At 66.6% G+C, this 18,817-nt stretch carries 21 protein-coding genes; 8 read left to right on the top strand and 13 right to left on the bottom strand.

Going from position 1 to position 18,817, the window contains the following annotated elements:
- Nucleotides 1-6: 6 nt before the first annotated feature.
- The 5 genes from D3D02_RS15340 to D3D02_RS15320 form a co-directional block, all read right to left on the bottom strand.
- The gene (locus D3D02_RS15340; protein WP_121570871.1) at nucleotides 7-858 is read right to left on the bottom strand and encodes a universal stress protein; all 852 of its coding nucleotides are present in this window, start codon (nucleotides 856-858) and stop codon (nucleotides 7-9) included.
- Nucleotides 859-903: 45 nt separating this feature from the next.
- Complete coding sequence (locus tag D3D02_RS15335; RefSeq protein WP_121570870.1) at nucleotides 904-1,323, bottom strand: hypothetical protein; 420 nt, start codon at nucleotides 1,321-1,323, stop codon at nucleotides 904-906.
- A 5-nt stretch (nucleotides 1,324-1,328) separates the two neighbouring features.
- Nucleotides 1,329-3,929: a cation-translocating P-type ATPase gene (locus D3D02_RS15330; protein WP_121570869.1), complete on the bottom strand. Its 2,601-nt coding sequence runs from the start codon at nucleotides 3,927-3,929 to the stop codon at nucleotides 1,329-1,331.
- A gap of 4 nt (nucleotides 3,930-3,933) precedes the next feature.
- Complete coding sequence (locus D3D02_RS15325) at nucleotides 3,934-4,701, bottom strand: sulfite exporter TauE/SafE family protein (protein ID WP_342764627.1); 768 nt, start codon at nucleotides 4,699-4,701, stop codon at nucleotides 3,934-3,936.
- 78 nt (nucleotides 4,702-4,779) lie between these two features.
- The gene (locus D3D02_RS15320) at nucleotides 4,780-5,001 is read right to left on the bottom strand and encodes a hypothetical protein (protein WP_121570867.1); all 222 of its coding nucleotides are present in this window, start codon (nucleotides 4,999-5,001) and stop codon (nucleotides 4,780-4,782) included.
- 99 nt (nucleotides 5,002-5,100) lie between these two features.
- Between D3D02_RS15320 and D3D02_RS15315 the strand changes: the two genes are divergently transcribed.
- From D3D02_RS15315 to D3D02_RS15295, 5 genes are all read left to right on the top strand, one after another.
- Nucleotides 5,101-5,382 (top strand): ba3-type terminal oxidase subunit CbaD, encoded by a 282-nt coding sequence (locus tag D3D02_RS15315; protein WP_199723121.1) that lies wholly within the window; start codon nucleotides 5,101-5,103, stop codon nucleotides 5,380-5,382.
- A gap of 4 nt (nucleotides 5,383-5,386) precedes the next feature.
- Nucleotides 5,387-5,902, top strand: coding sequence for a cytochrome c oxidase subunit II (locus tag D3D02_RS15310; protein ID WP_121570866.1), 516 nt, complete (start codon nucleotides 5,387-5,389; stop codon nucleotides 5,900-5,902).
- A gap of 1 nt (nucleotide 5,903) precedes the next feature.
- A complete protein-coding gene (locus tag D3D02_RS15305; RefSeq protein ID WP_121570865.1) occupies nucleotides 5,904-7,700 on the top strand; it encodes a b(o/a)3-type cytochrome-c oxidase subunit 1 in 1,797 nt (598 codons plus the stop codon).
- Nucleotides 7,700-7,912 carry a CbaC protein gene (locus D3D02_RS15300; RefSeq protein WP_121570864.1) on the top strand — a complete coding sequence of 71 codons (213 nt, stop codon included), beginning with the start codon at nucleotides 7,700-7,702 and terminating at the stop codon, nucleotides 7,910-7,912. The genes D3D02_RS15305 and D3D02_RS15300 overlap by 1 nt, the downstream gene beginning before the upstream one ends.
- 82 nt (nucleotides 7,913-7,994) lie before the next feature.
- Complete coding sequence (locus D3D02_RS15295) at nucleotides 7,995-8,663, top strand: hypothetical protein (protein ID WP_121570863.1); 669 nt, start codon at nucleotides 7,995-7,997, stop codon at nucleotides 8,661-8,663.
- Between the two features lie 8 nt (nucleotides 8,664-8,671).
- Here D3D02_RS15295 and D3D02_RS15290 read toward each other — a convergent pair whose 3' ends face one another.
- From D3D02_RS15290 to D3D02_RS15275, 4 genes are all read right to left on the bottom strand, one after another.
- Nucleotides 8,672-8,866: a hypothetical protein gene (locus D3D02_RS15290; protein ID WP_121570862.1), complete on the bottom strand. Its 195-nt coding sequence runs from the start codon at nucleotides 8,864-8,866 to the stop codon at nucleotides 8,672-8,674.
- Between the two features lie 122 nt (nucleotides 8,867-8,988).
- On the bottom strand, nucleotides 8,989-9,219 hold the full coding sequence (locus D3D02_RS15285) for a hypothetical protein (RefSeq protein WP_121570861.1): 231 nt from the start codon (nucleotides 9,217-9,219) through the stop codon (nucleotides 8,989-8,991).
- Nucleotides 9,220-9,488: 269 nt separating this feature from the next.
- On the bottom strand, nucleotides 9,489-10,703 hold the full coding sequence (locus D3D02_RS15280) for a TIGR04347 family pseudo-SAM/SPASM protein (RefSeq protein ID WP_121570860.1): 1,215 nt from the start codon (nucleotides 10,701-10,703) through the stop codon (nucleotides 9,489-9,491).
- Nucleotides 10,700-11,029: an Htur_1727 family rSAM-partnered candidate RiPP gene (locus D3D02_RS15275; RefSeq protein WP_121570859.1), complete on the bottom strand. Its 330-nt coding sequence runs from the start codon at nucleotides 11,027-11,029 to the stop codon at nucleotides 10,700-10,702. The genes D3D02_RS15280 and D3D02_RS15275 overlap by 4 nt, the downstream gene beginning before the upstream one ends.
- A gap of 101 nt (nucleotides 11,030-11,130) precedes the next feature.
- On the opposite strand from D3D02_RS15275, the gene D3D02_RS15270 reads away from it, so the two are divergent.
- Complete coding sequence (locus D3D02_RS15270) at nucleotides 11,131-11,631, top strand: halocyanin domain-containing protein (RefSeq protein WP_121570858.1); 501 nt, start codon at nucleotides 11,131-11,133, stop codon at nucleotides 11,629-11,631.
- A gap of 46 nt (nucleotides 11,632-11,677) precedes the next feature.
- On the opposite strand, the gene D3D02_RS15265 is transcribed toward D3D02_RS15270, so the two are convergent.
- The 3 genes from D3D02_RS15265 to btuC all read right to left on the bottom strand — a co-directional run bounded on the left by D3D02_RS15265 (nucleotide 11,678) and on the right by btuC (nucleotide 15,504).
- Nucleotides 11,678-12,745, bottom strand: a complete 1,068-nt coding sequence (locus tag D3D02_RS15265; protein WP_121570857.1) for a transcription initiation factor IIB family protein — start codon at nucleotides 12,743-12,745, stop codon at nucleotides 11,678-11,680.
- A gap of 309 nt (nucleotides 12,746-13,054) precedes the next feature.
- A complete protein-coding gene (locus D3D02_RS15260) occupies nucleotides 13,055-14,488 on the bottom strand; it encodes a heme ABC transporter ATP-binding protein (RefSeq protein WP_121570856.1) in 1,434 nt (477 codons plus the stop codon).
- Nucleotides 14,485-15,504: a vitamin B12 ABC transporter permease BtuC gene (gene btuC / locus D3D02_RS15255; RefSeq protein WP_121570855.1), complete on the bottom strand. Its 1,020-nt coding sequence runs from the start codon at nucleotides 15,502-15,504 to the stop codon at nucleotides 14,485-14,487. Before btuC ends, D3D02_RS15260 begins: the two co-directional genes overlap by 4 nt.
- 63 nt (nucleotides 15,505-15,567) lie before the next feature.
- On the opposite strand from btuC, the gene D3D02_RS15250 reads away from it, so the two are divergent.
- Both D3D02_RS15250 and aroA read left to right on the top strand, forming a co-directional pair.
- Nucleotides 15,568-16,701, top strand: coding sequence for a PGF-CTERM-anchored ABC transporter substrate-binding protein (locus tag D3D02_RS15250; RefSeq protein ID WP_121570854.1), 1,134 nt, complete (start codon nucleotides 15,568-15,570; stop codon nucleotides 16,699-16,701).
- Nucleotides 16,702-16,983: 282 nt separating this feature from the next.
- Nucleotides 16,984-18,285, top strand: coding sequence for a 3-phosphoshikimate 1-carboxyvinyltransferase (gene aroA / locus D3D02_RS15245; RefSeq protein ID WP_121570853.1), 1,302 nt, complete (start codon nucleotides 16,984-16,986; stop codon nucleotides 18,283-18,285).
- Between the two features lie 21 nt (nucleotides 18,286-18,306).
- Here the strand turns inward: aroA and D3D02_RS15240 are convergent, their stop codons facing one another.
- Nucleotides 18,307-18,768: a pyridoxamine 5'-phosphate oxidase family protein gene (locus tag D3D02_RS15240; protein WP_121570852.1), complete on the bottom strand. Its 462-nt coding sequence runs from the start codon at nucleotides 18,766-18,768 to the stop codon at nucleotides 18,307-18,309.
- Between the last annotated feature and the right edge of the window lie 49 nt (nucleotides 18,769-18,817).

Below are 18,817 nucleotides of genomic sequence, written 5' to 3'. Positions count from 1 at the left end.
GCGACGCTACGCGGGGACGACGAGGACGGGCGTCTCCGAGAGACGAACGACCTTCTCTGCGACACTCCCAAGGACGAACCGCTCGACGCCGGTGCGGCCGTGAGTCCCGAGTACGACGAGATCAGCGTCGGTGTCGTCGCAGTATTCGAGGATCGATCGGTGCGGTACGCCGTGTTCGAGCGTCGTCTGGACGGCCACCCCCGCCGCCGTCCCGCGCTCGCTGACGCGGTCGAGCGCTTTCTGTGCGGCCTCCTCGTAGGCCGCTTCCGTCTCGCTCGATCGGATCCGGCCCCGTGGGACGACCGACAGCGCCCGGACGGTCGCGTCGAACTGGCTGGCGAGATCGACTCCCCATCGCTCGGCGGGTGCTGCGGCGTCGCTGCCGTCCGTCGGCAGGACGACGTCGCGGTACGGGCGCTCACCCGCGGCGCCGACGCGGACCGTGAGCACCGGGACAGGCGAGAGGCGAACGACTTTTTCGGCGACGCTCCCCAGGACGTAGCGATCCAGTCCGGTCCGGCCGTGCGTCCCCATCGCGATCAGATCTACGCCGTAGTCTTCGACCGCGTTCAGGATCTCCTTGTGAGGAAAGCCCGCCTCGACTGCCGTTTCGGCCGTGATACCGGCGTTGCGGACCCGCTCGGCGGCGTCGGCGACGACCGCTTCGAGTTCCGCTTCGACTTCGCGCCGCTCCGTGACGCTCGACAGTCCGTACGGATCGACGACGGCCAGGAGGTGGATCGTCGCGTCCGTCTCCGTCGCGATCGTGACCGCGTGATCGAGCGCCGACGTCGCGCCCTCGCTCCCGTCAGTCGGGACGAGGATTCGGTCGACGTCGACAGCCGCGTGCTGGCTCATAGGTGGCCGTTCGTCGGGTGCGGAGAAAAATCCGGCCCTCGTCAGTCACTTCTCAGGAGATCGGTTCGTCGGATCGAAGTCTTCGAGACGCTCCGCGGTCGACGCTGCTTCGAAATCGGGACCGTCGACGTCGGCCCCGGTGTCGCTCGTCTCGGTCGTGCCGCCTTGTGCGACGCGTTCGATGTAGGTTTCGACTGCCGAGGCGGCGTCCTCGGGATCGGTGTAGCTGTCGCCGAGACCGACTTCGCGGTGTTCCCACTCCTCGTCGTAGACGTAGACGTCGACCCACCAGTAGAGCGACAGGCCCTTCGAGAATTCGACGATTCGGACGCGGTGATCGCCCGATCCGTTCTGGTAGGCCGTCGTCCCGTCGCGTCGCTGCGCCGACCACCCGGGCGGCAGTTCGACGTCGAACGGGTCCGCGCCTGCGTCGTCGGCGCCGCCGGAGCGTCCCTCGTCGGTCATTACGGTCACTCGACGGTAGGGGGCTCCGAACTTGTAACTCCCGATTCGGGACCCGTGCCCGCTGCTGGCCGCCCGTCGGTGGCGGACGTCGGCACCGACCGTTCATCCGTCTCCGTCCCGGAGTCCAGGTCCGCGATCGAACGCGAGGAGTTGGTGACGACCAGAAGGCTGCTCGCACCCATCGCGACGGCCGCCAAGAGCGGATTGAGCACGCCCGCGATCGCGAGCGGGACCGCGACCAGATTGTAGACGAACGCCCAACCGAGGTTCTCCCGGATCCGTCGGTGCGTCCCGCTCGCGACGTCGAAGACTGCCGGCACCGCGTGCAGTCCTTCCTCGACGATCACCGCGTCCGCCGCGCTGCCGGCGAGGTCGGTCCCGGAGCCGAGTGCGATTCCGACGTCGGCGCTCGCGAGCGCCGGCGCGTCGTTCGAACCGTCGCCGACCATCGCGACGGTCCCGCGCGAGCGGAGCCGCTGTACCGTCTCGGCTTTCGCCTCGGGCGGCACGCCCGCGAACACCTCGTCGACCGCGGCGTGTCGACGGAACCGTTCGGCGGCGCGCTCGTCGTCCCCAGTGAGCACGACGATCTCGCGGTCCGCGCCGAAGTCGTCGACGACCGACTCCCACTCGGCGCGGGGCGCGTCGCCCACGTCGAGAACGGCCCGCGCGCGGCCGTCCCAGGCGACGAACGTCGGGACGCGACCGTCGGCCCGACTCGTCTCTGCGGCGTCGAAAAGCGCGTCGGGAATCGTGATTCCGTGCTCGGAGAGCAGTTCCGAGTGGCCGACGACGACCGTCGTGGATCCGTCGGTGCCGTCGCCGCTCGTTGTACCGTCTGTCAGGTCGACCGTCCCCGTCACGCCTTTCGGATGCGTGCTCGGGTCAGTCACGTCCGGGAGCGCGTCGGGACCGGCGTCGACGACGGCCTGCGCGATCGGATGGGAGGCGTAGCGTTCGACCGCGGCGGCGAGAGCCAGCGCGCGCGCCGCCGTCTCGTCCGACGCGTATCGAACCTCGCCGCCGTCTGCTGCTGTCGGCGGGACGCGGCCCCCACCGTCCGTGTCGTCGCCGTGGACGTACGCGTCGACGACGCGCATCCGGCCGTCGGTCAGCGTCCCGGTCTTGTCGAAGACCACGACGTCGGCGTCGGGCGCGTCCTCGAAGACGGAGTCGGAGGCGACGACGACGCCCGCCTCGGCCGCGTCGCGAACGCCCGCCGCGACGGCGAGCGGCGTCGCGAGGCCGAGCGCACACGGACAGGAGACGACGAGCACCGTCAATCCAGTGAGGATCGACTGGGTGAGGGGGGTTCCGGTGAGCGCGAACCCGACCGTCGTCAGCACGGCGAGCGTGAGGACGAGCGGAACGAACACCGTCGCCAGTTTGTCCGCGAGCCGCTGGGCGCCCGAGCGCGAGGACTGGATCTCCCAGAGGAGTTCGACCAAGCGATCGAGCGTGCTCGTTGCCGCTTCGCCCACTTCGACCGTGATCGGATCGTCGGTGACGACGGTGCCGCCGAGGACGTCGTCGCCGGGGCCGCGACGGTCCGGCAGCGACTCTCCGGTGACGAGCGATTCGTCGATCGCTGCGCTGCCATCGACGACGACGCCGTCGACGGGGACCCGGTCGCCCGGTCGCACGAGGACCTTGTCTCCAGCGTCGAGTTCGTCGACGGGAACGGTCTCGGTCCCCCCGTCGGCCGTGAGCCGCGTCGCGTCGCTGACGCGGGCGCTCGTCAGGTCCGTCAACCGACTCGCGGCGCGCTGTTTGATCCGGTCCTCGTAGTAGTTGCCGACGGTGACCACGAGTACGATGGCGACACTCACGTCGAAGTAGACGTGTGTGCGGCCGGCGAGCATCATACCCATACTGAAGACGTACGCGGAGACGGCCGCGAGCGCGACGAGCAGGTCCATATTCGGCTGGCCAGCGCGGAGGCTGACGTACGCGCCGCGGAGCAGCGGGTACCCGGTGTAAAAGAGGACGATCGAAGACATCACCCAGACGTTGCCGAGGACGTAGAGCCCGTCGAAGCCGCCGAGGTCGACGAGCGGCTGGAAGCCGAGGTAGGTCGGATACAGGAAGACGGCGTACCAGACCATCACCATCATTCCGAAGACGCCGCCACCGATGAGGAACGTCGCGAGCCCGGATCGCTCTTCCTCGTCGGTCGCCTCTGGGTCGTCCACGTCGTAGCCGTAGCGGTGCAAGAGCGCTCCCAGATCGTCGACGTCTGTCTGCTCAGGATCGTACGTGACCGAGAGCATATCCGTCGCGTAGGACGCCTCCGCCGCGTAGATTCCCTCGTCGTTCGCAGCGGTGGATTCGATGAACGTCTCGCAGGTCGCACAGTGCATCCCGTCGACCGAGAGGTACGTCTGCTCGGCGTCGTCCGGCGGGTCAACCTCGCTGGTGTCCGTCCCTACGCCGAGTTCGGATTCGATGTCAGCGTCGGCCGCGTTGTCGGGGCCGCCGAGCGCCCGAGCGACTTCCAGACACCCGCGGCAGCAGTACGCGCCCTCGACTTCGTCGTCGGTGATGGGCGGATCGGGCGTCGGCAGATCACACAGCGAACACACGTCGGTGTCGGTTCTGTCAGTCATCGTGTTACCCAAGCGGTTGATAGACCGGTATCATCGGATGCGGGAGGTGGATCCCGACGAGCATCAGTCCGTGCGCCAGCGGTAAGTACCCGAGGAGGAGAAACGCCGCGCCGAGCACCCGATGCAGCGTGCGACGACGGCCGGTCGACAGCGTTCCCAGCGCCGTGCCGTAGACGAACAGCGTCGGGATCGTCCCCAGTCCGAGCAACGAGAGGAGGAATGCCGCCCGCAGTGGGTCGCCGATCACGAACGCGTAGAGGTAGGCGGGGTAGGTGATCGGACACGGCAGAAAGGCGTGTCCAAAGCCGAGCCCTGCGATTCGAGCGTCACCGACGAGCGCGTCGACGCGGCTCGTGAGCGCGGTGCTGACCCGGGAGAACACCGCGGTGAGTCGCCCGGGCAACCGCACCGTCGCCCCAGCACCACCGCGCAGGTACGACGCGCCGGTCGTCATAATCAGTGCGCCGACGAGGATCCCGGTCGCCGCGCGGATGCTGTTGCCGATCGAGACGACGGACTCGGCCGCGCCGACGGTGAGTGCGCCGACGAGAGCGAGAACGGCACCCACGATCGCGTAGCCGCCCGCCCGTCCGAGATTGAACAGGGCGTGCTGGCGGACCTGACGGAGCGAGAGACCGACGTCGCTGTCGTCTGTCGCTTCGATCCGGTCGGCGTAGACGCTCACCAGCGGCCCACACATCCCCAGACAGTGTGCGCCGCCGAGTGCGCCGATCACGAGGAAGACGCCGGCCTCGACGTTTGATGCCGACACCTCGCCGACGCCGACAGCAGAGAGTAACGTTCCGGCGACCGGCGGGAGCGACACAGCCGGCGGTGAGAGCACGACCGATCAGAGCGCCTCGTCGCCCGCCGCACCGGCCCCGTTCTCGCCGTGGCCGCCGTGTTCCTCCCCTTCCGTCGGAGAAAACAGGAGATACAGCGCGATCGAGATGACGATGACGTTGACGAGAGTGATGAGACCGGCCCACCACGTCCGGAAGATGCCGAACGCGATCACCGGCAGGATCGACAACAGGCCGATCATTCCTGCGAGTCGCGGCGTGAGTTCCATACTCGACCTTCTGGATCGGTTTGATTCCACATTTCGGCGATTCCCACGGTGTAGGAATCTGACGCCTCGTTCAAGAACGTACGGTCGATACGCTTCGATATGCCAGCGGAATCGAATACTGAGACGGGCGAGGTGGCGACTCCTGCCGGAGATGGCACCGGAGAGACGGGAACTCCGGTACCGGACACGGAATCCATCGACGACGAGGGGTTCGTCATCGGGTCGGGGCGATCAGGCGTCGTCAGGCAACTCGGGCACGACGACTTCGACCCTGTGGGGACACTCGTCCTCATCGCGATCTATATGGTTATCGTCGGCGCGATGTGGATATTTATGTACTTCGTCGAGTTCCTCGGCGGCGATCTGACGGTTATCGGGTGACACTATGGAGATACACAGATACGAAAAAATCTGGCTTGCGGGGGCACTGCTTCTCATCGTCGGCTTCATCGCGACCGTCTCGTACGGCGCGGTCGGGGCCGGCATCGAGATGATCAACGACGAAGGGGGCCAGGTGGACTCGGCGGCGCTCGACGAGCATCCGAAGTTCAGCGAGCCGGGGACCTACAAGACCGGACCGAACGAGTACGACGTCTACGTGATCGCGAAACAGTTCCTCTACGAGCCCGGAACCTCCGAGCCGATACGGGTTCCGGCGAACTCCAGGGTGACGTTCCACGTGACCTCGGCCGACGTGATCCACGGCTACGAGATCGTCGGCACGAACGCGAACACGATGGCGGTTCCCGGACAGGTCTCGACGATGACCGTCGAGTTCAACGAACCGCGGAAGTACGGACTGCTCTGCAACGAGTACTGTGGCTCTGCTCACCACGCGATGGAGGGCAGTATCCAGGTCGTCCCGCAGAGCGAATGGAACGAGACGATGGTGGTGAACTGAGATGGCTACGTTCGTAGATAAGTATCCAGAGGAAGCGAAAGTCGTCCAGGCGACGCTCGTGGTCTCGTTCATCTCGCTCGGGATCGGGGCGTTCTTCGGGCTGATCCAGGCACTGCATCGGACGAACGTCCTCCGGGTCATCGACTCGGTCGACTATTACACCGTCCTGACAGGACACGGCGTCCTGCTCGCGCTGTGGTTCACGATCTTCTTCCTGGTCGGGTTGTTCACGTGGGCGATCGTCAAGGGCTTCGATCGGCCGGTCCCCGACATCCGCCTGACGTGGGCGTGGGTCGGCCTGATGACGACAGGCGCGGTGCTCGCGACGATCGCGATCCTCGCGGGCTTCGTTCCCGAGATCCCGATGAGCGCGGACGTCCTGTACACGTTCTACGCGCCGCTGCAGGCGCACCCGGTGTTTTACATCGGAACCGCGATGTTCATCGTCGGCACGTGGATTGCCGGGGCGGACTGGTTCCTGGCCTACCGCGGCTGGCGGCAGGACAACCCCGACGAGCGGATCCCGCTGCAGGCGTTTATGGTCCTGACGACGATGATTATGTGGTTCGTCTCGACGCTCGGAGTCGCCGTCTCCGTCGTCGTCTTCCTCATCCCGTGGTCGCTCGGGATCATCGACACGGTCAATCCGCTCCTCACGCGGACGCTGTTCTGGTACTTCGGCCACCCGGTCGTGTACTTCTGGCTGATGCCAGCGTACCTGCTGTGGTACACGGTGCTGCCGAAGCTCGCCGGCGGTCGACTGTTCAGTGACCCGCTCGCCCGTGTCGTCTTCGTGCTGTTCGTTCTGCTGTCGACGCCGGTCGGGATCCACCACCAGTACCTCGACCCCGGCATCGCGGAGGGCTTCAAGTTCATCGCGATGACGAACACGATGTTCCTCCTGCTCCCGTCGCTCCTGACGGCGTTCACCGTCGTCGCGAGCGTCGAACACGGGGCACGACAGCGCGGTGGCGAGGGCTACCTGCGATGGCTCGGCGCGCTCCCGTGGCGTGACCCCGCGTTCGCAGGAATGGCGCTCGCCGGACTGATGTTCGCGGCCGGCGGCTTCTCGGGGATGATCAACGCCGGGATGAACATCAACTACCTCGTTCACAACACGCTGTGGGTCCCCGGACACTTCCACATGACCGTGGGGACCGCCGTGGCGCTGACGATGATGGCCGGGACCTACTGGCTGCTGCCGCAACTCACCGGAAAGCCGGTGTACAGCCGCCCGATCGGGCTGCTTCAGGTCATCACCTGGTTCGTCGGGATGGTCTTTATGTCGAACGCGATGCACCGCGGCGGCCTGCTCGGCATCCCGCGCCGAACGGCCGAACCGCAGTATCAGAACTTCGACTTCGTCGCTGCGGTGGGTAGCATCAGCGAGATCCGGATGCAGATCGCGCTCGGTGGCGTGCTGCTGTTCGTCAGCGTCGTGATCTTCCTGTTCAACGTCGCCGCGACGTGGGCTGACGACCGCGTCGACACGCCGGTCGACGACACCATTCCGGAGCCACTCTCCTCGTCGAGCGGGGCACCGCTCGTCCTCGACAACCTCGCGCTGTGGACCGGGATCGCGGTCGTCCTCGTGATTCTCGCGTACACGCTGCCGCTCGCGGGGATCATCAGCGACGCCGGTCTCTTCGGTGGGAGCCGAGGCTTCCCGGTCGCCTTCTCGCTGGAGTGGCTCGTCGACGCCACCGTCGCCGCGGTCACGAACGTCTCGCTCGACTCTCTCGCCGGCGTCGCGCCGGTCGATGCGGTCGTCGACGGTCTGCAGGAGGTGAGCCGCTGATGCGGCGGATCTCTCCCGCACTGTTCTTAGTGCTCGCGGCGTTCACCATCCCGGTCGCGGTCGAACTCCGGACCGTGTTCGGGTTCTTCGGCATCGACCTGCCGTTCATCGCTGTCGTCGTCTTCGAGATCCTGCTCCTGGCGATTCTCATCGCCGTCTACGTCCTCGGCCGGCTCTCGCCGGACGACGAGGAAGGCGCGGCGACGCCGTAGCCAGCGCACGAGCCGTCCCGGCGACGAGCATCTTTTCCGCCGACCAACTCCGATACGAACACACGTTCGTCCCCGACACACGATGCCCACGACCCCAACGCTCGGACGTTCGCTCCCGCGACCAGCACTGCGGACGATTCGCCTCCTCGGACTCTTACTGGCAGTCGAACTCGCGCTCGTCGCGGGGTACGTGCTCGCGACCGGGTCGGCGATACTCTCGGTTCGCCACGCGGCGTACCCATTCGTCTGGGTCAACGTCGCTATCCTCGCCGTCCGCGCCGTCGACGTCCCCGCGCCGACGACCCGCCGGTCCGCCATAGCCGGGGGCGTCGCGGTCGGCTACCTCGTCGTTCTCGGGTGGACGAGCGGACTGATCGGCGCCGGCTCCGGTGGTGCGCTATCGGCGCGGCTCGTCCCGGCGTTCCCCGGCTGGGGACCCGTCCTGCTCGTCGATGGGCCGATCTCGCTCGCGCTCGTTCCGTTCGAGACCATCGGCTACCTGTCGCTTTCGGTTCTCGTATACGTGGGAGTCGCTCGTGCCGCAGCAGGAGTGCTCTCGGGACTGGTCGGGCTCGTGACGTGTGTGAGCTGCGTCGGTCCCGTGATCGCGGCGGTGCTCTCGGGGTTCGTCGGCGGTGCGTCGACAGCGATCGTCGGCGCGACGACGGGCGCGTACGCTTACGACCTCTCGACCGCGCTGTTCGTCCTCACAGTCGCCGCACTCTGGCGAACGCTCGGGCTCGGACGATAGAATCCGAGCTACTGTCCGTACAGCGAGTTCGATAGCGTCCGCATCGCGTCCGTCTTCTCGTGTGCGTAGACGGGACAGGGGCGCGTTCCGTCGACCTCCCAGACGACCGACTGTCGAAGCTCGTGCGTACAGGTCGCTTTGAACGAATCGCGGTGCGGGCAGGTGGCACAACACTCCGGGAATTCGGGGTCGATACCTTCCATTGTTTGGTACTCGTTACCACGACGAGAGACCTAAGGCTTACGCTGGCTGTCCCAGAACGAACGAGTCAGCAGCGGCTGGTGGCGTACTATCGTAGCGTTTGCGATTTTTCAGAAAAGTCGTTTTACCGCGCGGGAATGACTCGGCGGACGGCAGCGCCGGTGGCGAGCAGCGCTGCGCCGAAGATGAACGTCATCGCGAGTTCCGGGGGAAGCGCGCTGATGCCGCCGGCCGTCGTGTCGATCAGTGCGTACGCCGCCACAGCCGTCAGGGCGACGCCGACGAGGACGAACACGCCGAGGGCGATCTTGAGGGGGTCGATTCCGACCGGTTGGGTGGGGCGTGAGTGGCTCATTACAATTTCTACTACGAGCCGAAAAGACATATAAACAGAATCCGCTTCCCAATTACCGGGAATCGTCGTCTTGACGGGTCGTAATAGCCAATTCCGCCCGTGAAGAACGCAGACTACAACGTGTATGTCGTGCAGGGTCTTTTCACGGCTACCGGCCCGCTCGTACTGCCGGACTCGTATCCGACAGCATCATAGGGGTTATCGTAACCGTTCATAGCTTCTCACCGGATCGTCCGGCGAGAAGCCCTGAGGACTCACGATGACTCCTATCAGTCCGCCGCTGAGCCGCCCACGTCTGCCGCCGATCCGAGGCGCTCCTGCGGCGTCAGGTAACACTGCGGATCTGGGCCGAACACGTCGCCGTCGGCCGCGATCGCCCGGAGTCGCGAGCCCCCGCGACAGACGTCCTGATGGCGACAGTTGGCGCACTTCCCTGTGAGGTGGTCTTCGCGGTTCCGCAGCGCGGCCAACAGCGGGTTCGACTCGTCCTCCCAGATCGCGCCGAACGGCCGATCGCGGACGTTGCCGAGGCTGTAGCCCTGCCAGAACTGCGTCAGGTGGACGTTGCCCTGGTAGTCGACGTCGGCGACGCGCTCGCCGGTTGGATCGCCGCCGTTGACTTCGAGATACCGCCGGACAGCGTCGGCCTTCGCCGCCCCGAACTGATCGCGAGCGTACTCGACGAGGAACGCCGCGTCGGCGTAGTTGCCGACGAGGAGCGTCTCGATCTCCTCGCCCTCGTCGTGGTACTCGAGCGTCATCTCACAGAGCCGTTCGACGGCCTCCCGTCGCTCTGTCGGTGAGAGGTCCGCGTCGGCGATCTCGCCGCCGCGACCGCCGTAATCGAGGTGATAGAAGCAGAATCGGTCGAGACCCACGTCCGAGAGGAGGTCGACGACCGACTCCATATCCGGCGCGTTCTTCTCGGTGATCGTGTAGCGGAGGCCGGTCTTCAGCCCGGCGTCGAGGAAGTTCTCGATGCCGCGGACGGCGGCGTCGAACGCGCCGTCCTGCCCGCGGAAGGCGTCGTTGCGCTCGGGCATCCCGTCGACGGAGACGCCTGCGTACTTCAGGCCCGCCTCGCGAAGCGCGGCGGCCCGTTCCGGCGTCGCGAGCGTCCCGTTCGTCGAGAGGACGGGGCGGATGCCGGCGTCTGAGGCGTACGCGACGAGTTCTTCGAGGTCGTCGCGGACGAGCGGTTCCCCGCCCGAAAACAGCACGACTGGCACGCCGTAGTCCGCGAGTTCGTCGAGGAGCTGTTTCCCCTCTGCCGTCGTCAGTTCGCCCGACGCGGCATCGAGGTCCGCACCGGCGTAGCAGTGCTCGCAGTAGAGGTTACAGCGCCGCGTGACGTTCCAGACGACGACCGGCTTCGTCGTCCGCTCTTCGGTGATCTGCTCGCGTGAGGAGTCCGTTCCGTCGTCGTACCGGAGGCCATCACCCTCCGCATCAAGGTCGCACAGGAGCTTGCTGATCGAGATCACTGCGATGCACCCCCCGGAACGTCTGCCCCCGTGTCGGGCGTCGATGCGTTCGGCACCGACGCTTCCGGCCTCGCGTCGTCGACGTGCGTCTCGCCCAGGTCACGGTTCGTAAATCGCGCGACGTCGTCCGCACGACAGAGCCACAGCGTGTGCGCCGTCCACTCGAACAGCGACGCCGCCTGCTCGCGGGCGACGGCCTCGCTCGGGGCCGTGACGCTCCCGACGTGCTGTAGCGGTTCGCTCTCTTCGGAGCGCAGGAACACTTCCCACTCCGGAGTCGCGTCGCTCCGCGGTTCGGTCACGCGCATCTCTGTCGAGTCAGTCATCGGCCGGAGCGAAGAACCGCATAGGCGAACCGGTTCTGCCCGTTTTCGGAGATTGAGAACGAATGGATGCTCCTTATTATGTGAAACCCCTACCCCAAGCGATGGCACGAACGCAGTTCTCGCGTCGGACGGTCGTCGGGGCGGCCGCGGCACTCGCTGCCGGTCTCGCCGGCTGTTCTGGGGGCAGTACGTCGGGCACCTCCGAAGCGGGTGGTTCGAGCGATGATGCGGACGCTGACGGATCCGGGTCGGCCCCCGCTTTCGAGGGCTATCTCTCGAATGCGTCGAACTACGATGGAATCGTCGACGAAACCGGAAATTCGGAGGTCGCGATCGCTGTCGGCGCCGAGGCCAACGGTGGCAACTGGGGCTACGGCCCCGCTGCCGTTCGGGTGTCGACCGGCACCACCGTCGTCTGGGAGTGGAGCGGCCGCGGCGGCCCACACGACGTCGTGGCCGAAGACGGGTCGTTCAGTTCCGAGCAGATGAACGGGTCGGGACACACCTACACGCAGACCTTCGAGGAGTCAGGGGTGGTCAAATACTACTGCACGCCACACCGGACGCTCGGGATGAAGGGCGTGGTCGTCGTCGACGGATAAACCGTCTCGCCGAAAAGAACTACTTCAGCGGGAACAGAGGAGGATGTCAGGCCTCGGCCGCGCTGCTGCGACCGCCGTACGGCGAGTCGAGATCCCAGGCTTCGAGTAGCTCCTGGTAGCGGTTTCGGATCGTGACCTCCGAGATGTCCGTCACGTCACTCACGTCCGCCTGTGTCAGTTCCTCGTTGGTCAACTGGGCTGCGGCGTAGAGCGCGGCGGCTGCGAGGCCGACCGGCGACTTCCCGGAGTGGACGTTCTCGCGTTTCGCGTTCTCCAGCAGTTCGTTGGCCGTTCGCTCGGTCTCTTTGGGGATGTCGAGGTCCGAGGCGAACCGCGGGACGTACTCGGCGGGGTCTGCCGGCTGGATCTCCAGCGAGAGTTCGCGGACGACGTAGCGGTACGCCCGCTCGAACTCGTCCTCGTCGACGCGCGAAACGCGCGCGACTTCGTCGATACTCCGCGGTACCTGCGCCATTCGGGCGGCGGCGTGCAGTGATGCGGTCGCGATTCCCTCGATGGAGCGGCCGGGGAGCAGCTCCTCGTCGAGCGCGCGGCGGTAGATGACCGACGCGGTCTCCCGGACGTTCTCGGGGAGGCCGAGCGCCGACGCCATTCGGTCGATCTCGCCGAGCGCCTGCTTGAGATTGCGCTCTTTCGAGTCGCGGGTGCGGAAGCGCTCGTTCCAGGTGCGGAGCCGCTGCATCTTCTGGCGCTGATTCGACGACAGGGAGTTGCCGTAGGCGTCCTTGTTCTGCCAGCCGATGTTGGTCGAGAGCCCCTTGTCGTGCATCAGGTTCGTCGTCGGCGCGCCGACGCGGGACTTCTCGTCGCGCTCGGCGCTGTCGAAGGCCCGCCACTCGGGGCCGCGGTCGATCGAGTCCTCGTCGACGACGAGGCCACAGTCCGCACAGACCGTCTCGCCACGCTCGTCGTCCGTGACGATCTCGGTCGATCCACACTCGGGGCAGTGGAGGGTTTCGTCTTCGCTCTCTGTCGATTCCGATCGCTTCGTCGCTTCGGAGCGGGTCGCATCAGCCGCCGCGTTGTGGTCGCGCCACTTTCGCTCCTGCTCCTCTGTGCTGTCGCGCGTGCGCGCGTGAAGGGCGTCACTCATTTTGTTGTACTGGAGGCCGGTGAGAACCGAACCACCGCCTCGTTCTCAATCATACGTTATCAGGCGCGCCTAAAAAATCTGTCGGCCGTGTGCGAACACAATACCGAGCCGATACGTTGGTTCTCCTGAGACGCACTCGAAGGGGATACAGAACTACTGCCGCATTGCTAATTAATCTCACGGTGAGCCGTCTGTGAGCAGTCTATCGATTACGCTCGGCGATGGGAACAACTCACACCGGAGAGGATAAGACAGTTTGTCTACATATCTGGTCACTATACCTCGATCGACTACGATCGAAGTGGGGGATTAGGGCTCGACGTCGTCCGGCGGCCACTCCTCCGCCACGCGCGCCGGCTCCGGTTGGACGCGTGACGCCGAGTCGTCGTCGGAGTCAACGCCGAAGTGGTCCGCACTGTCGCCTGAGAGTGCCGCAGCGACCGCGCGGGGCACGTCTGCGGGATCGACGACACGGGCGCGGTCCCGTAGCGTCTCGTACACTCGCTCTGCCTCGGCCCCGACGTAGTTCCGCTCGGCGAACGGGCGGTCCTCGACGAGGACGACGCGATCGGCGGCCGTGGCGGCCCGGAGATTCGGGAGATTGCCCGTCCCCACTTCGACGTCGGCGACGACGACGCAGTCGGCCGCCTGGATCCGCCGTTCGACAGCTGCACGGGCTTCCGGGCCGACACCGGCGAACGGGTCGACTGTCACGACGTCGAGCGCGAGGTTCCGAGCGGCCTCCGTGTCGGTGTCGCCCTCGTTCAACGCCCCTGCCGAGACGTCGAAGCCGGCCGCATCGAGCACGTAGAGGTGGCGTGCGGCCGTTCCGCCCCCGCCGACGACGTGGACGCGACCGCTCCGCTCGTCAGCGTCGGCGCTCGGCTCGCTTTCGGCGACTCTATCGCCGTCCGGCAGCGCTGTGACGTACACCGAACCCGTTACAGGGTGCCGTGAGACGACGGCGTTGGCGTCGAAGGCGGCTTCGAGCGCGGTCTCCGTCAGGACCGACTCGGGGGGACCATAGGCGGCGACGCGGCCGTTCGAGAGGAGAAGCAGTTCGTCGCAGTAGTGTGCCGCGAGGTTGAGGTCGTGAATCGCCGCGATTGCTGTTTTGTTCTGTGAAACGAGCTCTCGCACCAGTTCGAGCGTTCGCACCTGGTGGTTGATGTCGAGACTCGCCGTCGGCTCGTCCAAAAGCAGGAGTGGCGTCTCCTGTGCGAGCGCTCGCGCGAGCAGGACGCGCTGTCGTTCGCCGCCAGAGAGCGTCGTCACCGGCCGGTCCGCGAAGCGCTGCGCGTCTGTTCGGTCGAGGGCGCGTTCGACGGCCGCGGTGTCGTCCGCTGTCCAGCCGCCGAAGCGCGACCGGTGTGGGTTTCGTCCCATCTCGACGACGGCACGGGCATCGAACTCGAAGGCGACGGTCGTGTCCTGGGGGACGGTCGCGACGAGTCGGCTGGCGGCCTTCGAGGAGAGGGTGGGAACCGACTCGTCGGCCACGCGGACGGTTCCGGAGGTCGGACTGAGCGTCCCGTTGAGCGCCCGGAGCAGCGTCGTCTTGCCCGCCCCGTTCGGCCCGACGAGCCCCACGAACGTGCCGGAGTCGATGGCGACATCCAGTCCGTCGAGCACGGTCGTGTCGCCGAATCCGATCTGTAGGTCGTCGACCCGGACGAGCGGCTCTTCCGGCGTCGCAGCCGGGCTTTCTGTCGATTGGTCGTGAGAGCCGGTTGGATCGTTCATAGTCGTGTCACCTCCCGCGAGCGGAGGAGATACAGGAAGAACGGGGCCCCGAGAGCGGCCGTCACGATGCCGACCGGGATCTCCGTCGCACCGGAGCGCGCGAGCGTGTCAGTAGCCACGAGGAACGATGCTCCGGCGAGCGCGCTCGTCGGGAGGAGGATGCGATGATCCGGGCCGACGATCAGGCGCATCGCGTGTGGGACGATGAGGCCGACGAAGCCGATCACGCCGGTCACGGCGACGGCCGCCGCGGTGACGACGCTCGACGCCGCGAGCAGCAGTCGCTTCGTGCGCTCGACTTCGATGCCGAGCGCGTGGGCGTCTTCCTCACCGAGCAGAAGTACGTTCAGATCCCGTGCGTAGAGCAGCAAGAGCACGAACAGCGGCGGCAGGATGACGGCGATCACGAGCACGTCGTCCCAGGTTGTGCCCCCGAGGTGGCCCATCAGCCAGTAGACGACGCGGCGGAGGCTCTGGCCGCTGTGGATGAGCAGCAGCGAGATCATCGCACCGAGGAACGTCTGGACAGCGACGCCGGCGAGCAAAAGCGTCGCCGTCGGTGTGTGGCCGTCGCGCGTGGCGATGAGGTAGACGCCGAACGCGGTGAGAATTGCAGAGACGAACGCTGCACCCTGTAGTTCGAGGCCGAACGGGAACGTGAACGGAAGCACGATAGTCGCGACCGCGCCGACGGCCGCGCCCGAGGAGACGCCGACGATCGAGGGATCGGCCATCGGGTTGCGGAAGAAGCCCTGCATCACGACGCCCGCCGTCGCGAGTGCGAACCCGACGAACGCAGCGAGGATGATCCGCGGCAGCCGAACGTCGAGTACGATGACCCGACTGGTGTCTGCGGCGTCGAACACGAACGGAAACGGGTCCGCCGAGAGCAGTATCTTCGCGACCGTGGCTGGCGGGATAGACACCGGACCGATGCCGGCGCTGACGACGACGACGCCGGCGAGAGCGACTGTCAGCGCGCTCGACCACCCGATCGTACGTGTTCGGAGGGTCACGGTACGTTCACAAACTCACTTGGATTAGGCAAATACTTGTTGCAACGGCGGTCTGGCTAGGGTATGCAATTCCGCGTGCTCGTACTCGCAGTGCTACTCGTCCTCGCGGCCGTCGGGCCGGCGTCGGGTGTCGCTGCGGGCGCGACTCCCACCGCTGTCGGCGACGCATCGCACACAGGGCCGTCTGTGACCTGTTCGTTCCCGTACACGGCAACCGACGCGACCGGGACCGAGGTGACGCTCGATGCCGACCCCGAACGGATCGTGACGCTCAACCCGAGCGCCGCGCAGACGATGTGGGAAATCGGTGCCCGAGACGAAGTCGTCGGGTTCTCACAGTACGCAACCTATCTCGAAGGGGCCGGAGCGGGCGACCGCGTCAACGTCTCTGGCGCAGGCGGGCCGAGCGTCGAGAAGGTGCTCGCCGCCGATCCGGACCTCGTCTTGGTGCCGAACAGCACCTACGGCTTCGCAGCCGATCGCGTCGAACAGATCCGCGAACAGGGCGTGCCGGTGTTCGTGTTCGGACAGCCGACGTCGCTGGCAGCCGTGGCTAACAAGACCGAACGCATCGGACGCCTCACCGGAAACTGCGAGGGGGGTGTCGAACGCGCCGACGAGATGCGGCAGTCGATCGCGCTGATGGAGCAGGCGCTCGAAGGCGAGGACCGGCCGCTCGCGCTCAACGTCTTCCACGGCTACACCTCGGGGGCGAACACGTTCATCGGCGACGTGATGGAGAGCGCCGGTGTGCGGAACGGAGCTGCAGAAGCCGGCATCACGGGCTTTCAGATGATCAACGACGAGACGGTCGTTGATCTCGACCCCCAGTGGATCGTGGCCCCCGAAGGCAGTCCGGTCCCCGAGAACGAAGCGTACAACAGCACGACCGCGATCCAGGAGGGGAACGTCGTCCGCGTGAACACGAACTACCTCCAGCAGCCCGCGCCCCGTTCGGTTCTCGCGGCGGAGACGATTCTCGAAGCGGTTCATCCCGACGCCTACGAGGAATACCAGACGCTCCAGAGCCAGGCGGAGACGTCGGCTACGGAGTCGCCGACGACCGCGGCAGAGACAACGACAACGACGGCCGAGACTGACGCGCCCGCGACGACGTCGACCGACGCCCCCGGATTCGGTCTCTCGGTGTCAGTTGTCGCGCTCGCGGCCGCCGCACTCCTGGCGCTCCGTCGATAACCGCAACGCAGCCCTTTCGATTCCGTGCGGTGATAGGGGTTATCGTACGTCTCCATAGATGTCTCGCCGGACGGTACGGCGAGAATCTCCGAACAGTGACGATAATCCCTCTGAGAAATAGAGCGAACAGCCGGCACCTCCGCTCCCGCACCGACGTGCCGGGCAACCGCTGACCGGCGCGGGGTCGTCGTTACGTCACGGGAGCGCTGGCCGCGTCTTCTGGTATAAACCCCCGCCCACTCGACAGTAAGTATCATACCCACGCCAGCGAGAACGACCCGTATGGACGTCACCATCTCGCAGTCGCGCGTCGAGGGACGCGTGCGCGCGCCGCCCTCGAAGAGTTACACGCACCGGGCGATCCTCGCCGCCGGCTACGGCGACGACGCGGTCGTCACAGACCCGCTCGTGAGCGCCGACACCCGCGCGACGATGCGGGCGGTCGAAGCGTTCGGCGGCACGGTCGACCGCGCAGACGACGACGCCGAGCTCGCCGTCTCGGGGTTCGACGGTCGTCCCGAGGTCCCCGACGACGTGATCGACTGCGCGAACTCGGGGACGACGACGCGACTCGTCACGGCCTGCGGCGCGCTCGCCGACGGGCTCTGCGTCTTCACCGGCGACGAGTCCCTCCGCTCGCGCCCGCAGGGACCGCTGCTCGACGCGATCCAACAGCTCGGCGGGCGCGCGGAATCGACCCGCGGCAACGGCCAGGCGCCGCTCGTCGTCGGCGGCAACACGCCCGGGGGGAGTGTCTCGATCCCCGGCGACGTCTCCTCGCAGTACATCACGGCGCTCCTGATGGCCGGCGCCGTCACCGACGAGGGCATCGACGTGGAACTGGAAACGGAGCTGAAGTCCGCGCCGTACGTCGACATCACGCTCGAAGTGCTCGCGGACTTCGGCGTCGAGGCCGAACGGACCGAGGACGGGTTCGCGGTGCCGGGTGGGCAGTCTTACGACCCTGCGGGCGGCGAGTACGCCGTCCCCGGCGACTTCTCGTCGATGTCGTACCTCCTCGCGGCCGGGGCCGTCGCCGCCGCCGACGGTGAGACGGTCGTCGTCGAGGGCGCGCGCCCGAGCGCACAGGGCGACAGCGCCATCGTCGACGTCCTCGACGCGATGGGCGCAGACATCGAGTGGGACCGCGAGGCGGGCGAAATCGCGATCTCGCGCGCGTCGCTGTCGGGGACCGCCGTGGACGTCGGCGACACGCCGGACCTCCTGCCGACGATCGCTGCGCTCGGCGCGATCGCCGACGGCGACACCGTCATCGAGAACTGCGAGCACGTCCGCTACAAAGAGACCGATCGCGTGAGCGCGATGGCCGCAGAACTCGGCAAGATGGGCGCGTCGGTGACAGAGGAGCAGGACCGACTGACGATCCACGGCGGCGAGAGTGACCTCGTCGGCGCGCGCGTCGACGGTCGCGGCGACCACCGGATCGTGATGTCGCTGGCCGTCGCGGGTCTCGTCGCCGACGGCGACACCGTCATCGAGGGCGGTGAGCACGTCGACGTGTCGTTCCCGAACTTCTTCGACGCGATGGCGTCGCTCGGCGTCGCCGTCGAGCGGGCCGAGTAGCCCGGCGAGATTCCGCTCGGATCAAGCCTCCGGCGTGTGGCGTCCGGTGATCGACTCGATTTCGAGTTCGACGATGACGATCTCCATCTCGTCGATGTCCTCGTCGAACACGCGGATCGGCGAGAACTGCTCGTTTATCTCGGCGGTGTCGAACCGCTCGTGCTCGGACTCCGGGAGTTCGGTGAGGTGGCCGGTCACGAGGATGCTCCAGGTCTCGATACCCCGCGGATCGTCAGTATCCTCCGTCCCGTAGAGGACGTAGCACGCGGTGTCTGTCCTCTCGAGGAGTTCCTGCTTCCGGCTGCCATCTGTGACTCCGAGGCGGAAGTAGAGCCCGTCGCCGTCGTAGTAGTGTGCCAGCGGGATGGCGTAGCTGTCGTCGCCGTCAGCGAGTGAGAGGACGCCCGTCCCTGTCGTCCCCAGTCGCTCTTCGACCGCCGCGTCGTCCATTCCGAGGGTGTATGCGTATTCGATGTGGTCCATACGGTGCTCCGAAAAATTCCGTGCGTTACGCTTCGTCGCCCGGAAGTAT

This window comes from Halobellus sp. Atlit-38R (assembly GCF_003665925.1).
Classification (GTDB): Archaea; Halobacteriota; Halobacteria; order Halobacteriales; family Haloferacaceae; genus Haloquadratum; species Haloquadratum inordinatus.
The sequence above is the reverse complement of the archived record's forward strand: the minus strand, read 5'-3'. Positions and strand labels throughout refer to the sequence as shown.